This is a genomic window from Providencia rettgeri (assembly GCF_023205015.1).
In the GTDB taxonomy this organism is placed as follows: Bacteria; Pseudomonadota; Gammaproteobacteria; order Enterobacterales; family Enterobacteriaceae; genus Providencia; species Providencia rettgeri_E.
Genome location: NZ_CP096258.1, coordinates 4,147,308 through 4,163,211, shown reverse-complemented (window position 1 = coordinate 4,163,211; position 15,904 = coordinate 4,147,308). Strand labels below are relative to the sequence as shown.

Genomic DNA, 15,904 nt, shown 5'->3' with positions numbered 1-15,904 from the left:
TAATTAAGCGTCAACGGACTCTTCTGCCACTGTATTTGTAACAGTTTCAGCGAGTAATTCACCCATGCGAGTTGCATAACCGGGGATCAGTGATGAATTAAAGGTTACTTTATTTGGCTCAAATAAATTAATCACCGTTGAGCCCAGTTTAAATAGCCCCATTTCCTCACCTTTTTTCAAGAAAACAGCACCTTCAGAATCCAGCTCAGGGTAAACCCAACGTTTGATGACACCTTCACGAGTGGCGTTAACGCAACCGCTCCAAACCGTCTCGATACTACCAACGATGGTTGCACCTACAAGGATTTGTACCATTAGGCCGACAGGGGTGTCAAAGACACAAATCAAACGTTCATTTCGTGCAAACAGGTTGGGAACATTTTGTGCCGTTAATGGATTTACAGAGAATAAATCGCCTGGTACATAAATCATCTCTTTGAGTAAGCCATCACATGGCATGTGTACACGGTGATAGTCACTTGGGGAGAGGTAAGTGGTAATAAAGTCACCGCCACGAAAACGTTCTGCTAATTGGTATTGGCCAGCAAGTAACGCTTCAACGGTGTAATGATGACCTTTAGCTTGGAAGATAAGGCCATCATTTATTGGACCTAATTGGCTCACGGCACCGTCAGCAGGTTGAGCAAGTTGGTGCTCTTTTTCGACAATAGGGCGAGCGCCTTCTTTTAACAGACGGACAAAGAAATCATTAAAAGTGGCATAAGCCGTAAGCTCGCTTTTTTGTGCTTCATTCATGTTCACTTTATAGACTTTTGCGAACAGTTTAATTGCCCATTGCGTCATGAAACCCGCATTGCGACTTGCGAACCAGCCAGCAAATTCAGTAAGACATTGTTTTGGAAGCATATATTGCAAGCGAATTTTAATTTTATCTAGCACGTTAACCTCTGATTTTTAAAGGTATGTTAGCAAAAGGGCGGTTATTGTACACAGTTTACTCGTCATATTTCAAACGGTCGCGTAACTGACTAACCGTGATTAAATTATTTAGAGCGAGTTTAGTGTTAGTTAGGTATTTTGTAAGTACTCACTAATATTATTTCTCTTTTGCCATAAAATTGCCACGAGGCTTGATTTGCTCCATGCTTTCTAAAATGCGATGGTAGTTTTCAAAACGTGATTCCGCAATTTTATTTGTTTCTACGGCTTCACGTAACAGGCAACCAGGATCATCCAAATGTTTACAGTCACGGAATTTACAGCCACCAAGGTAATCTTTAAATTCGACAAATCCTTTGGTCACTTGTTCCGTGGTTAAATGCCACAAACCAAACTCACGCACACCAGGGGAGTCAATCACATCACCTCCCAATGGGAAATGATATAAGCGGGCTGTCGTTGTTGTGTGTTGCCCCAGCCCTGAGTTGTCTGAAACGTCATTGACTAAAATGGCTTCTTCATTGTGTGGAAGCAATGCGTTTAATAAACTGGATTTACCCACACCAGACTGCCCAACAAACACGGACACTTTACCTGCTAGTGCGTTAGTAAGCGCTTCCATGCCTTCATTGGTATGGCTTGAAACTTCGAGAACTTGATAGCCAATATCACTATAAATCGTCATTAAATCGCTTACCCACTCGCGGTTTTCGTCGTCGAGTAAGTCGACTTTATTAAGAACGATAACAGGCTTAATCCCCGTGGTTTCACAGGCAACCAAATAACGGTCAATAATATTCAGCGAAAGCTCAGGTAAAATAGCGGAAACCACGACAATTTGGTCAATATTAGCGGCAATCGGTTTCAAGCCATCATAATAATCAGGACGAGTCAGAACAGAGTGGCGTTCATGAACAGCTTCAACAATGCCATTTACTTTGATATCGCTTTGTGTGTTCAGGGCAGGCCGCCACACCACGTTATCCCCTGTAACGAGGGAAGAAATGGTTCTGCGTAAGTTACAGCGCTGGATAGTCCCGTCACTTGCTTGAATATCAGCATGTTGCCCAAAACGGCTGATGACTAAGCCTTCTTGTGCTTCACCTAATTGGCTATCATCAATCTCAACGGTTTTTTGCTTTTTGAGTCTTTTTTGATGATTTTCTTGAACTCGGCGCTGTTGGCCTTTCGAAAGTTTCTGTTTAGCCACCTGTCCTCTCTTTACTGTGGGCGGTATTTTAGGGTTACTCACGCCTGTCACTGAAGGCATGAAGAGTGCTATCATACCTTAACTTCATAGAATGCGGTTAGGGTATATCATGCAAAAGAATGAGAATAATTTAATTTGGATCGATTTAGAAATGACAGGGCTCGATCCTGTTCGTGATCGTATTATTGAAATAGCGACCATTGTAACAGATAGTCATCTTAATATTTTAGCAGAAGGCCCTGTCATTGCAGTACACCAAACGGATGAACAACTCGCTTTAATGGATGAGTGGAATGTAAACACCCATACCAACAGCGGTTTAGTTGAACGTGTACGCAAAAGTACCGTAAGTGAGCGTGAAGCTGAGTTAGCCACGATTGAATTTTTAGAGCAATGGGTTCCACAGGGGGCATCACCCATTTGTGGAAACAGTGTTGGGCAAGATAGGCGTTTTCTATTCAACTATATGCCTGAATTAGAAAGCTATTTCCATTATCGCTATCTTGATGTCAGCACACTAAAAGAGCTCGCTCGTCGCTGGAAACCTGAAATTTTAGCGGGTTTTTCGAAGAAAAATACCCACCAAGCTCTTGATGATATTCGTGAATCAGTGGCTGAATTAGCTTATTACCGGGAAACATTTATTAAAGAATAAATGATTCGTTATGAAAGTCGCCATTGGCGACTTTCATTCGCGGTTTTTTCTCAATAAGTTAACAATGTTAACGTATTGAAATCAGTTTATTACAACGGGTGTCGATAAAATCATCATTGTGATTGTTTTGTCGGCAAACGGATAAAAAAATAAAAATTTTGAGCGCAAGGGCTTGCTAGTATCTGAATTTTTCGTATAATGCGCTCCCCGTACCGATGAAGTTTTTGTGATTGAGTCGGCACGTGAAACATCCAGAAATGTGATGCGGGAATAGCTCAGTTGGTAGAGCACGACCTTGCCAAGGTCGGGGTCGCGAGTTCGAGTCTCGTTTCCCGCTCCAAATTTTCTTGATGTTTTAGCTAAAGCACTATTTTCGTGATGCGGGAATAGCTCAGTTGGTAGAGCACGACCTTGCCAAGGTCGGGGTCGCGAGTTCGAGTCTCGTTTCCCGCTCCAAACTTTCTTAGTGTTTTAGTGAAAGAACAGTACCCACCAAATGCGGGAATAGCTCAGTTGGTAGAGCACGACCTTGCCAAGGTCGGGGTCGCGAGTTCGAGTCTCGTTTCCCGCTCCAATATTTTCTTTATCTCTTAACTTTTTTCTTAATTAAATCTCACATAATATCCATTTATCTCACTTTTATTAAGTGAAATCACGTAGTGCATACGAACTGCGCTTGTTCACTATTTTATTCCTTGAACACTAGGATCTAAAAGGTTTTTGCGATCTTTTTTGGATCATATCCAGATTTGTGCTTGCATTCACTTTCGGGGCACAATAGAATAGCCACCCCTTAGCAATAGGGTGTTTTACTTCCATCTCTAAGATGAAAACACGAAGTTTAAACAATAAACAAAAATATGCTTTTTTATTTACTTCGAGTATTTTTTCATTTTAACCTTGCTTTTTGGTCACTTTTGTATTGCTAGTTAACGTAAAATCAGTGTTTTTCTTTTCAACGAGACATTAGAAAGTTATCCACAGCTAACTCAATCAACCTGCGCTTTTATCGCGATTTGAAATAACTTATTACACAGAGTTATCCACAGGCTAATTAATAAATTTCTGTTGTGCTAATTAATTCTAGCGTTTAAGTTGCATTATTGTAACTTATTGATTTTATTGTTTTGTGGGTTATTTTGTCAAAATGAGGCTAGCGTAGCTTGCAAATTCTTTACCTATTGTCAGCTAAGCATTTTTTATTTTATTCACATTGATTTGACAATTCTTGATTTCAGATATATGGCAGGCTTTTTTCTAGGCGTCTCTCGGTAAACCTTTGTTAATAGCTCGTACAAGACGTTTTTGTTGCGAAGTTTGGATTGTAACTTGGTTTGCATTGCGTCGGTTAAGCTGTTGTTGTATAGACCATTGGAAGTGTTCATCCAACATAGCGTTAATTCCAAGCCGGTTTTGTAATGCGATAACAATGCTATCTTGATAAGGTGCGTTGCCTAGCGCGACACTGATATTTCTTAACCACTTAATATAGCCAATGCGGCGGATCGCCGAGCCTTCGGTCACTTTCAAAAAGGTTTTTTCGTCCCATGAGAACAAGTCAAGCAGTTCTGGTGTATGCAACGCCTTTCTTGGGCTAAAATCGTCTTCATCCGTAAGTTGAGAAAAACGGTTCCATGGGCAAATGAGCTGGCAGTCATCACAACCGTAAATCCGATTTCCCATTAGCGGGCGAAATTCTTCAGGGATAGCACTATCTAGCTCGATGGTGAGATAAGAAATACAGCGCCTTGCATCGACGGTGTAAGGTTCAACAATCGCACCGGTTGGGCAGGTTGTCATACAAGCAACACAGCGGCCACAATCTTCTTCGATAGGTTTATCGACAGGAACGGGTAAATTAATCAATAATTCACCAAGGAAGAACCAAGATCCTGCTTCACGATTTAAAACTAATGAATGTTTTCCTGTCCATCCTAAGCCCGCTTTTACCGCAAGAGGACGCTCTAAGATTGGAGCAGAATCGACAAAAGGTCGAAAATTAAGATCATCGATGGTGGTACCATCGGCCAGTATCATTCCATTAAATTCACGACAATAGTCTACAACACGACCTGAAAGTTGTTTTAGGCGTTTTTTTAACAGCTTGTGATAGTCTCGCCCTAGTGCATAGCGGCTGATATAACCTAATTCAGGGTTATTTAGTGTACTGGCAAATGCGGCTTTAGCTGGCAAGTAATTCATGCGCACGCTAATGACACGTAACGTGCCTGGATGCAGTTCGTGGGGTCTGGCTCGCATCATCCCATGGCGGCTCATCCATTCCATCTCGCCATGAAATTGTTTATCTAGCCACGCTTGTAATTTGGGCTCTTCCGCAGACAGGTCAGTATCGCAGATCCCGACTTGTTGGAAACCTGCTTCAATGCCCCATTGTTTAATATTCTGAGCGAGAAGATCGAGATCGAGGTATCTTGCCATCGGATCCTATATTGATAAAGAGTAAAACGGCAGGCACTCTATCATGACCTGCGTTGTTCATCAAAAGGGATGAAAAAATGCCCTCAGTATTGAGAGCAATTATAGGATATTTCTGAACTCATCATTTAGATAATGTTAATTAAGAAAAAAGCCCCATCTTAGGTTAAGATAAGCGGTAATATTGATGTTTGTTGATATCTCTTTATGCATTTTGAACAGCAATATAAACTATGCATTTAAAGGATAAACAGGCGACACAGCCTATTAATGACATAAAAAAGAACAATATGAAAGAACGTACAATACAACTTGCCAATGAAGCGCAAACTGTTGCGTTAGGTAATGCTATCGCTAAGGCTTGCCATCAAGGTACAGTTATTCATTTATATGGTGATCTCGGCGCAGGGAAAACGACCTTTAGCCGAGGCTTCTTGCAAGCACTGGGCCATCAAGGTCACGTAAAAAGCCCAACTTACACCTTGGTTGAACCCTATGAATTAGCAGATCGCCAAGTTTTTCACTTTGATCTCTATCGGTTAGCTGATCCTGAAGAACTTGAATTTATGGGAATTCGTGACTATTTTTCTGGAAATTCGATCTGTTTGGTCGAATGGCCGCAACAAGGTAAAGGTTTTTTACCTGAAGCGGATCTTGAGCTCCATCTGACCTATCAAGGCGAAGGGCGTCAGGCTCACTTTGTTGCTTTTTCTGCCAATGGGGAGTCGTTGTTAGAAGCATTACCCCTACTCTAAGGAAGCTATTGCTCATGTTGAATGCATCAATGCACAGAATAACAAAAAAGGGTTTTTTTACTGTTTTCGTCTTGTTTATGGTATCAGTCATGTGGCTGTTTGCTGCAAAAGCGCACGCGGCAACATTATCAAATATTCAAGTTAATAACAGCCCATCACAAGCAGAAGTGGTGCTAAGCTTTATTGATGGTAAGCCCGATTACTCCTATTTTCCATTGCATTCACCTGAGCGCCTTGTTGTTGATATCAAACAGCGAGGTGAGATCATTGGTTTACCCCTTAAAGTTCCTGCGGGAGACCTCGTAAAATTAGTACGAGCGAGCCAACCTTCTGATAACCAACACAAACGCTTAGTTTTGGAGTTATCCCGAGCAGCAAAAGCGAAAGCGGTACTTAAACAAGTTTCAGGTGAATATCAGTTGGTATTAACGATATCGACTGGGAGTTCATCCGGTTCTACCTCTTTTAATCGAACCAATAATACGGTTAAACCAGCAGTAAATAGCACTCAAGATAAACCGTTGAAGATGAGTGAGTCTGCACCTGTTGCGACACCTACACCGACTAAATATAAGAGTATGCCAAAAGGCAGTAAGCAGGTTGTCATTGCCATCGATGCAGGTCACGGTGGTAAAGACCCGGGTGCGATAGGTAAGAATGGTTATAAAGAAAAGGATGTGACTTTTAGCGTTGCACGTAAATTATACCAACGCCTTGAAGCCGACCCAATGTTTAAGCCCGCGATGACACGTGACGGTGATTATTTTATTTCTGTTAGTGGTCGTTCTGATGTGGCACGTAAGAAAGGGGCGAATATGTTGGTGTCTATTCACGCAGACTCGGCCCCGAATAGCAGCGCACGCGGAGCATCAGTATGGGTTTTGTCTAATCGACGTGCAAATAGTGAACTGGGTAGTTGGCTAGAACAACGTGAAAAACAATCGGAATTATTAGGTGGGGCGGGTGATGCACTGAGTGGCGCGGACCCTTACTTAAGCCAAGCTGTTTTAGATTTACAATTCGGTCATTCTCAGCGTGTGGGGTACGATGTTGCAGTTAAAGTGATCGAACAGCTGCGAAAAGTCGGTAATATTCACAAAAGAACCCCTGAACATGCAAGTCTAGGTGTATTGCGTTCTCCTGATATCCCATCGATTTTAGTGGAAACAGGGTTTATTAGTAATACCGCGGAAGAGCAGTTGCTAAAATCTAATGAATTCCAAGACAAAGTTGCAGAAGCGATTCATTTAGGATTGCGTCAATATTTCTTGGCAAATCCAATACAAGCGGCGCCACAATAAGGGGGAGACATGGCAATACATATTCTCTCCCCACAACTTGCCAACCAAATTGCAGCGGGCGAGGTGGTTGAAAGGCCTGCGTCAGTGGTTAAAGAGCTCGTAGAAAACAGTCTTGATGCAGGGGCAACGCGTATTGATATCGATATTGAACGTGGCGGAGAAAAACTGATCCGTATTCGTGATAATGGCTGTGGAATCAGTAAAGATGAACTGATTCTGGCTTTAGCTCGCCATGCGACCAGTAAAATTGCCACATTGGATGACCTTGAAGCCATTATGAGTATGGGGTTTCGCGGTGAAGCACTCGCGAGTATCAGTTCTGTTTCACGTTTAACGTTGACATCAAAGCCCGCAGACCAGACAGAAGCATGGCAATCCTATGCCGAAGGTCGGGATATGGATGTGATGGTTAAACCTGCTGCCCACCCCAACGGCACAACAGTTGAGGTATTAGATTTATTCTATAATACGCCAGCTCGCCGTAAATTTATGCGCACAGAAAAAACCGAGTTTGGGCACATTGATGAAATTGTTCGCCGAATTGCGCTTTCTCGCCCTGATGTGGCTATCAACCTGACTCACAATGGCAAATTGGTAAAACAATATCGTGCCGCCCATGATGAGGCGCAGCAAGAAAGGCGGCTTGGCACGATTTGTGGAACAGGCTTCATACAAGGCGCTTTAGCGTTGTCTTGGGAACATAGCGATCTTGCAATCAAAGGGTGGGTCGTTTCTCCATCAATGACGTCGGGTAGTGAAACACAATATTGCTATGTTAATGGCCGTATGATGCGTGACCGCCTGATTAATCATGCTATTCGCCAAGCTTATGAAGGGCATTTAGACGAAAACCAGCAGCCTGCTTATGTTTTGTATCTGACCATTGACCCAAAACAAGTTGATGTTAACGTACACCCAGCAAAACATGAGGTTCGTTTTCACCAAGCTCGTCTGGTACATGATTTTATTTATCAAGCGGTACGAACAGTATTATTAGAAGCCGCATCTATTGATGAGCTTCCGGGTATTGAACCAGTAAATGCAGAGCTGGAAAATCGGCCTTCTGCGGGGGAAAACTATTTTTCTTCTCCTAGCGTGGCTCCTAAGCAATTTAAGACAGAAAACCATACGCGAATCGAAAATACCGCTCAAGAGTCTAAGACATCGAATAAACAAGCTAGTCACTTAATGGACAATGCGGTAAATCACGCCTTCTCTTCGCCGAAATCAACGTCAGGTTTTTCAGAAAATGTACCAGCAAAAGCGTTTGGTTCAACTTATGACAAAAAAGCCGGTGAACTGTATCAGAGCTTAATGTCTATTCCTGTTGCTCCTGAAGATAAAAAACCGCTTTTTCCTGAACGTAACCCAATCAGTTCACCGCAAATATCCTCACAACCTGTAGCAAAAAATGCGGATAACTACCTTTTTGGCAAAGTATTGACAATTTACGCAAAAAACTTTGCATTAATTGAGTCTTCGTTAGGGCTAATCCTGTTATCCTTAACGGAAGCTAATTATTTATTGAAATTGTCACAGTTATCACCGAGTGGTGGAGCCTTAAAGCCCCAACCATTATTAATACCTCTAAAAGTGTCACTTAAAAATGATGAAATAGAGGTTTTACAGCGGTACAAGGAACAATTGACAATATTTGGTATCGAAGCCACGATATTACATGGAAAAGTCACAATTCATACGGTATCGTTACCATTAAGAACACAAAATTTATCACAGCTTTTTTCTGAATTACTCGGTTTTTTATCGGGAAAAGAAAGTGTAACTGACGAAGAGATAGCACAATGGCTTGCTAAAGCTGTTTCACAGGTTAAAACAGAAGAAAGTTGGAGTTTAGCACAGGCTATTCAGTTGCTGGCAGATGTTGAGCGGGTGTGTCCGCAGTGGGTGAAAAATCCCCCACCAACATTATTACAATTAATTAATTTACAATCCGTGGTAGCTACACTAACAAATGAGTGATTTAGCAACTCAAAAAAAACCTGATGCAATATTCCTAATGGGTCCAACGGCCTCAGGTAAAACCGCTTTGGCGATAGAACTTCGCAAGCATTTGCCTGTGGAAATTATTAGTGTCGATTCGGCATTAATTTACCGAGGGATGAATATCGGCACAGCAAAACCAACAGCAGAAGAACTCAGCCAAGCTCCCCATCGTCTGATTGATATTCTCGATCCGTCTCTACCATACAGTGCTGCTGATTTCCGCCATGACGCATTAAATGCCATGGCCGAAATTACTTCGCAAGGTAAAATTCCATTATTAGTTGGCGGCACAATGTTGTATTTTAAAGCTTTGTTAGAAGGACTTTCGCCACTTCCTTCAGCGGATCCAACTGTGCGTGCTGAAATTGAACACATTGCGAAAGAGCAAGGGTGGGGGGAAATTCATCGCCGTCTTACTGAGGTTGACCCAGTTGCAGCTGCAAGGATCCACCCTAACGATCCACAAAGATTATCCCGTGCTTTAGAGGTATATCTCATTTCGGGACAAACTTTGACTGAAATGATACAAACAGCCGGGGAAGAATTGCCTTATAATGTGTTTCAGTTTGCTATTGCGCCACAAGATCGTAAAATTTTACATGAGCGCATAGAACAACGTTTTCATCTGATGATAGCGGCGGGCTTTGAAGAAGAAGTTCGCAAATTGCATCAACGAAATGATTTACATGTTGATCTCCCTTCAATTCGTTGTGTGGGGTATCGGCAAATGTGGTCATATTTGGATGGTGAAATTAGCCATGATGATATGATTTATCGGGGAATTTGTGCAACTCGCCAATTGGCAAAACGTCAAATTACCTGGTTAAGAGGCTGGGAGAATGTTCATTGGCTAGATAGTGAACAACCACAGCAAGCGCTTAGCACCGTTATGCAGGTTATGCGTGCATAGGACTGATGTTTGTGTACAATTAGAACGTTAAGCGCAATTTTTGAGTAGTTACTTTTTGGAATCTAAAAGATTCTCTTTTAAAAACAACAAAATAAGGAAAACATAGAATGGCTAAGGGGCAATCTTTGCAAGATCCGTTCCTGAACGCATTACGTCGTGAAAGGGTTCCGGTCTCTATTTATCTCGTTAATGGCATCAAATTGCAGGGGCAAATTGAGTCTTTTGACCAATTTGTTATTTTATTAAAAAACACAGTTAGCCAGATGGTTTATAAGCACGCTATCTCGACTGTTGTCCCTGCTCGCCCTGTTTCTCATCATAGCGGCACTACTGGTAGCACAGGTAATGGTAATTACCAGTCAGGTAACCCAGCAGCGCAAGATGGCGAAGTAACTGAGTAAGTTTGTACGCTAAAAGACAAGGAAAGCATGGGTAGGGAGACTGTACCTGTGTTTTTCCTTTGCAATAATTGTTTAGCCTAAGAGGTTACACCTTGTTTGATAGGTATGAAGGCGGTGAACTAGCTGTATTGGTCCATGTCTTTTTTTCTCAAGAGAAAGACGTTGATAATCTAGCGGAATTTGAGTCACTTGTGACATCTGCTGGCGTGAAACCAGTACAAATAGTCACGGGCAGTCGTAAAGCTCCTCATCCAAAGTTTTTTGTTGGGGAAGGTAAAGCAGAAGAAATTGCCCAAGCTGTTGAGGAAAGTGGTGCAGATGTGGTGCTGTTTAATCATACTCTAAGCCCTGCTCAAGAACGTAATCTCGAAAGGATTTGCCAATGTAAGGTGGTTGACCGTACAGGGGTAATTTTAGATATTTTTGCTCAACGCGCACGTACACACGAAGGTAAGCTTCAAGTTGAATTAGCTCAGTTAAGGCATTTATCGACTCGCTTAGTGAGGGGATGGACGCACCTAGAGCGACAAAAAGGCGGGATTGGCTTACGAGGTCCCGGTGAAACTCAACTTGAAACCGACCGCCGGCTATTAAGGGATAAAATTAAACAAATTTTATCTCGTCTTAGTCGGGTGGAAAAACAGCGTGAACAAGGACGTCAAGCGAGAAGTAAGGCCGATATCCCGACCATTTCGCTTGTCGGTTATACCAATGCTGGTAAGTCAAGCTTGTTTAACCGCATGACGGCCGCTGATGTTTATGCTGCTGATCAGTTATTTGCAACACTTGACCCAACGCTTCGTCGTATTGATGTAGAAGATGTGGGTGTTGTAGTGCTTGCAGATACTGTGGGTTTTATTCGTCATTTACCTCATGATTTGGTTGCTGCTTTTAAAGCAACCCTGCAAGAAACACGTGAAGCAACGTTATTGCTACATGTTATTGATGCAGCTGATAATCGCTTGGATGAGAATATTCATGCAGTTGAAAGCGTATTAGAAGAGATCGAAGCGGATGAAATACCAACACTTTTAGTGATGAACAAAGTCGATATGCTGGAGGGGTTTGTCCCGCGTATTGACAGAGATGAGGATAACAAGCCGGTTCGTGTCTGGGTTTCAGCACAAACGGGCGATGGTATCCCATTGTTGCTGCAGGCATTGACGGAACGTCTTTCAGGTGAAATCGCACATGTTGAATTGCGTTTACCGCCGAATGAAGGTCGTTTACGTAGCCGTTTCTATCAACTTCAGTCAATCGAACGTGAATGGCTGGAAGAGGACGGCTCAATTGGCCTTGAGGTGCGTATGCCAATGGTGGATTGGCGACGTCTGTGCAAACAAGAGCAGCAATTACCTGACTACGTTATTTAGTTGCTTTGGTTTTTATAATGCTTTGGCCATTAATAATATAGTTAGGCAATGGAATTGATATTAAGAGCCCTATCGCTCTTAGCCCTGAAAATCAATCATAAAGAATGGAGCTAAAACATGGCGTGGAATCAGCCCGGTAATGACGGACAAGACCGCGATCCGTGGGGAAGCGGCAATAAAGGCGGCAACTCTGGCGGGAACAAAGGTGGTCGAAAACGTGGGGCTTATGATCTCGACGATCTCTTTCGTAAACTAGGCAGCAAGCTTGGTGGAAACAAAGGCGGCGGTGGTGATGATGATAATAAACAACCATCACAAATCAGCGGCCGTTTAGGTATGTTAGCTCTTGCTGCTATCGTTGTTGTATGGGCAGGTTCTGGCTTCTACACCATCAAAGAAAGTGACCGTGGCGTAGTATTGCGTTTTGGTGAATACAGTGGTGTTGTTGGGCCTGGTTTGAACTGGAAACCAACCTTCATTGATAGGGTCATCCCTGTCAACGTGGAAACTGTGCGTGAGCAAGCGACAAATGGCATGATGCTAACGTCAGATGAAAACGTGATCCGCGTTGAAATGAACGTTCAGTATCGTGTTACAGATCCTGCACAATATTTATTTAGCGTCACAAACCCAGACAATAGCCTGCGTCAGGCGCTAGATAGTGCTGTGCGTGGTGTAATTGGTCAATCTGCAATGGAGCAAGTATTGACTACGAATCGTGCTTTTATCCGTGATGTTACACAAAAAGAGCTCGAAGCAACAATTGCGCCATACAAGATGGGGATCACCCTGCTTGACGTCAACTTCCAAGCGGCTCGTCCACCTGAAGATGTTAAAGCAGCGTTTGATGATGTAATTGCAGCAAGGGAAGAAGAACAAAAAACCATTCGTGAAGCACATGCTTATCGAAATGAAGTTCTTCCTCTGGCAAAAGGTAATGCACAACGCTTAATTGAAGAAGCTGAAGCTTATAAAGCTAGTGTGGTCTTCAAAGCAGAGGGTGAGGTGGCAAGCTTTGCAAAAATGTTGCCTGAATATCGTGCTGCACCTGAGATTACCCGTGAGCGTCTGTATATCGAAACGATGGAACGCGTATTAGGTAATACACGTAAAGTAATTGCAAATGATAAGAGCAACAGCATGTTAGTGCTGCCGCTTGATCAAATCATGCGTGGCGCTAATACGAACGCGACGTCAGCACCGAAAGTCAGTCCATCAGCCAGAATGGCGACGCCAAATAATAACGCGTCATCTAATGGCGCAACATCCGCTCAGCCAAACAGTGCTGTTCGTGGTGATGCAGTTAGAGTAGGGAGACAATAATCATGCGTAAATCGCTAATTGTTATCGTTCTGGCCATTTTGGCAGTTGCATACGCATCTATCTTTATTGTTCCTCAAACTGATCGTGGCATTGTCTTACGTTTTGGTAAGGTTCTGCGTGATTCTGAAAACAAGCCGATCATTTATGAGCCGGGTCTGCATTTCAAAGTTCCATTTATTGAAACTGTGAAAATGTTGGATGCACGTATTCAGACTCTTGAAATTCAAGCCGACCGCTATCTGACAAGTGAGAACAAAGACTTAATGGTGGACTCCTACCTGAAATGGCGTGTGACTGATTTCAGTCGCTACTATGTAGCGACGGGGGGCGGTAACCCATTCCAAGCGGAAACCCTATTAAAACGTAAATTTAGTGACCGTTTACGTTCTGAGTTTGGTCGCTTAAGCGTGAAAGATATCATTACTGACTCACGTGGTCGTTTGACTATCGATGTCCGTGATGCCTTGAACAAAGGTACTGCAACCGACGACGCGACTAAAGAAGCAGATGCAGCGATTGCAGATGCCGCAAAACGTGTTGAAGAAGAAACGAACCTGAAGCCACTGGTTGTGAATGCAAACAGTATGGCGGCGTTAGGTATTGAAGTTGTTGACGTGCGTATTAAACGTATCGAACTGCCAAACGAAGTTTCTGAGGCTATCTATGCGCGTATGCGTGCAGAGCGTGAAGCAGTTGCACGTCAGCACCGTTCACAAGGTCAAGAAGAAGCAACGAAAATCCGCGCTGTTGCAGATAAAACAGTAACAGAAACGTTGGCTGAAGCTGAACGTACCGCGCTGACTTACCGAGGTGAAGGTGATGCAATGGCAACAAAACTGTTTGCTGATGCATTTAACCAAGACCCAGAGTTCTATGCGTTTATTCGTAGCTTACGTGCTTATGAACAGAGCTTTAAGAGTGGTGACGACGTGATGGTCATGAGTCCAGACACTGACTTCTTCCGCTTTATGAAGGCGCCAACTAAGCTTCGCGCGACAGATTAATAACAAGTTAAGTTGCGTGCAACCTAGCAAAATAACTGTTAATCTATTAAAGAAAAGCCCGCTTCGGTGGGCTTTTTTTCGCCTGTCGTTTTAAGTGTAGGATTTTTCAGGGAAAATTTGAGCTGCTCAACTGATGGCATTCATTTTGAGTTTACGGCAGAAATAAAAAATACCATTTTACTTGCTTTCCAGAAAAAAATTTTTGTATTGCCAAAATATCACTGGAACAGTTCATTTTTGATGGTAGAATTCATTTTTAAGCAACCGAGTGTATTTCAAAATGGGTAAGAACGTTGTCGTACTGGGCACCCAATGGGGTGACGAAGGGAAGGGCAAGATCGTTGACTTGCTGACAGAGCGTGCTAAATACGTAGTTCGCTATCAGGGCGGCCATAATGCTGGCCATACTCTTGTTGTAAACGGTGAAAAAACCGTTCTCCACTTAATTCCATCCGGTATTCTTCGTGAAAATGTCATCAGTATTATTGCTAATGGCGTCGTTTTAGCGCCAGACGCATTAATGAAAGAGATGAAAGAATTGGAAGACCGCGGTGTTCCTGTTCGGGAACGTTTACGTCTTTCTGAAGCATGCCCACTGATCCTGCCTTATCATATCGCACTAGATAATGCGCGTGAAAAAGCACGTGGTTCCAAAGCGATTGGAACAACAGGTCGTGGTATTGGTCCTGCTTATGAAGATAAAGTTGCTCGTCGTGGTTTACGCGTTGGTGATTTATTCGATAAAGCAACGTTCGCAGAAAAATTAAAAGAAATCGTTGAATACCATAACTTCCAACTTGTTCATTACTATAAAGAACCTGCTGTAGATTACCAAAAAACGTTAGATGATATCATGGCTGTGGCTGATATCCTGACTGGCATGGTCATTGATGTTTCTGATCTGCTCTATAAAGCAAGTCAGAAGAATGAATTCGTGATGTTTGAAGGCGCACAAGGGACATTATTAGATATCGACCACGGTACGTATCCTTATGTAACCTCTTCAAATACGACTGCTGGCGGTGTGGCGACAGGTTCTGGCTTAGGTCCTCGTTATGTCAACTACGTATTGGGTATCATCAAAGCTTACTCAACACGTGTTGGTGCAGGTCCATTCCCAACTGAACTGTTTGACGAAGTGGGTGAATTCCTGCGTGAAAAAGGCCAAGAATTTGGTGCAACTACAGGCCGTAAACGTCGTACTGGTTGGTTAGATATCGTTGCGATCAATCGAGCAGTGCAAATTAACTCACTGTCAGGTTTCTGCATGACTAAACTGGATGTTTTAGACGGTTTAGAAGAAGTTAAAATTTGCGTAGGTTACCGTCGTCCAGATGGCAAAGTGCTTGAAACAACTCCTTTAGCTGCAGATGAGTGGGATGGTTTAGAGCCAGTTTATGAATCAATGCCAGGTTGGAAAGAAACGACTTTTGGTGTGAAACAAAGAGAATTATTGCCACAGGCCGCTCTGGATTACATCAAACGCGTTGAAGAACTAACGGGTATTCCAGTTGATATTATTTCAACGGGCCCAGATCGTTCAGAAACCATGGTTCTACGTGACCCGTTTGACGTATAGCCTAATGGCTGATTAGGTACTGCTAGTAGCCTGCTCATAGTATGTATTAGCAA

General features: G+C 42.9%; 13 protein-coding genes and 3 tRNA genes. 13 read left to right on the top strand and 3 right to left on the bottom strand.

From position 1 onward, the window contains the following. Window positions 1-3: 3 nt before the first annotated feature. Window positions 4-900, bottom strand: coding sequence for an archaetidylserine decarboxylase (gene asd / locus M0M83_RS19065; protein WP_248467188.1), 897 nt, complete (start codon window positions 898-900; stop codon window positions 4-6). A gap of 157 nt (window positions 901-1,057) precedes the next feature. After that, window positions 1,058-2,110 (bottom strand): small ribosomal subunit biogenesis GTPase RsgA, encoded by a 1,053-nt coding sequence (rsgA, locus tag M0M83_RS19060; protein WP_248468473.1) that lies wholly within the window; start codon window positions 2,108-2,110, stop codon window positions 1,058-1,060. Window positions 2,111-2,219: 109 nt separating this feature from the next. Here rsgA and orn point away from each other — a divergent pair, with 109 nt between their 5' ends. The 4 genes from orn (at window position 2,220) to M0M83_RS19040 (ending at window position 3,339) form a co-directional block, all read left to right on the top strand. Further along, window positions 2,220-2,765, top strand: a complete 546-nt coding sequence (gene orn, locus M0M83_RS19055) for an oligoribonuclease (protein WP_213913385.1) — start codon at window positions 2,220-2,222, stop codon at window positions 2,763-2,765. A gap of 264 nt (window positions 2,766-3,029) precedes the next feature. Further along, window positions 3,030-3,105: transfer RNA gene (locus tag M0M83_RS19050), tRNA-Gly, on the top strand. A gap of 40 nt (window positions 3,106-3,145) precedes the next feature. Further along, window positions 3,146-3,221, top strand: a tRNA-Gly gene (locus tag M0M83_RS19045). Between the two features lie 42 nt (window positions 3,222-3,263). Then, window positions 3,264-3,339: transfer RNA gene (locus M0M83_RS19040), tRNA-Gly, on the top strand. 683 nt (window positions 3,340-4,022) lie between these two features. Here M0M83_RS19040 and queG read toward each other — a convergent pair. Continuing rightward, window positions 4,023-5,204 (bottom strand): tRNA epoxyqueuosine(34) reductase QueG, encoded by a 1,182-nt coding sequence (gene queG / locus M0M83_RS19035; RefSeq protein ID WP_213913384.1) that lies wholly within the window; start codon window positions 5,202-5,204, stop codon window positions 4,023-4,025. 287 nt (window positions 5,205-5,491) lie between these two features. Here queG and tsaE point away from each other — a divergent pair, with 287 nt between their 5' ends. From tsaE to M0M83_RS18990, 9 genes are all read left to right on the top strand, one after another. Beyond that, entirely contained in the window at window positions 5,492-5,956 is a 465-nt protein-coding gene (tsaE, locus tag M0M83_RS19030) for a tRNA (adenosine(37)-N6)-threonylcarbamoyltransferase complex ATPase subunit type 1 TsaE (RefSeq protein WP_125890711.1), read from the top strand. A gap of 14 nt (window positions 5,957-5,970) precedes the next feature. Then, window positions 5,971-7,257 (top strand): N-acetylmuramoyl-L-alanine amidase AmiB, encoded by a 1,287-nt coding sequence (gene amiB, locus M0M83_RS19025; protein ID WP_125890710.1) that lies wholly within the window; start codon window positions 5,971-5,973, stop codon window positions 7,255-7,257. Between the two features lie 9 nt (window positions 7,258-7,266). Beyond that, entirely contained in the window at window positions 7,267-9,237 is a 1,971-nt protein-coding gene (gene mutL, locus M0M83_RS19020) for a DNA mismatch repair endonuclease MutL (RefSeq protein WP_125890709.1), read from the top strand. Further along, window positions 9,230-10,171: a tRNA (adenosine(37)-N6)-dimethylallyltransferase MiaA gene (gene miaA / locus M0M83_RS19015; protein WP_125890708.1), complete on the top strand. Its 942-nt coding sequence runs from the start codon at window positions 9,230-9,232 to the stop codon at window positions 10,169-10,171. Before mutL ends, miaA begins: the two co-directional genes overlap by 8 nt. Window positions 10,172-10,278: 107 nt before the next feature. Next, a complete protein-coding gene (hfq, locus tag M0M83_RS19010) occupies window positions 10,279-10,572 on the top strand; it encodes an RNA chaperone Hfq (protein ID WP_102138247.1) in 294 nt (97 codons plus the stop codon). 92 nt (window positions 10,573-10,664) lie between these two features. Further along, entirely contained in the window at window positions 10,665-11,945 is a 1,281-nt protein-coding gene (hflX, locus tag M0M83_RS19005; RefSeq protein ID WP_213913383.1) for a ribosome rescue GTPase HflX, read from the top strand. Window positions 11,946-12,062: 117 nt separating this feature from the next. Beyond that, a complete protein-coding gene (hflK, locus tag M0M83_RS19000; RefSeq protein ID WP_248467187.1) occupies window positions 12,063-13,268 on the top strand; it encodes an FtsH protease activity modulator HflK in 1,206 nt (401 codons plus the stop codon). Between the two features lie 2 nt (window positions 13,269-13,270). Next, the gene (gene hflC, locus M0M83_RS18995; RefSeq protein WP_109912137.1) at window positions 13,271-14,272 is read left to right on the top strand and encodes a protease modulator HflC; all 1,002 of its coding nucleotides are present in this window, start codon (window positions 13,271-13,273) and stop codon (window positions 14,270-14,272) included. Window positions 14,273-14,552: 280 nt separating this feature from the next. Further along, window positions 14,553-15,851: an adenylosuccinate synthase gene (locus M0M83_RS18990; RefSeq protein WP_125890705.1), complete on the top strand. Its 1,299-nt coding sequence runs from the start codon at window positions 14,553-14,555 to the stop codon at window positions 15,849-15,851. The last annotated feature ends 53 nt before the right edge of the window (window positions 15,852-15,904 follow it).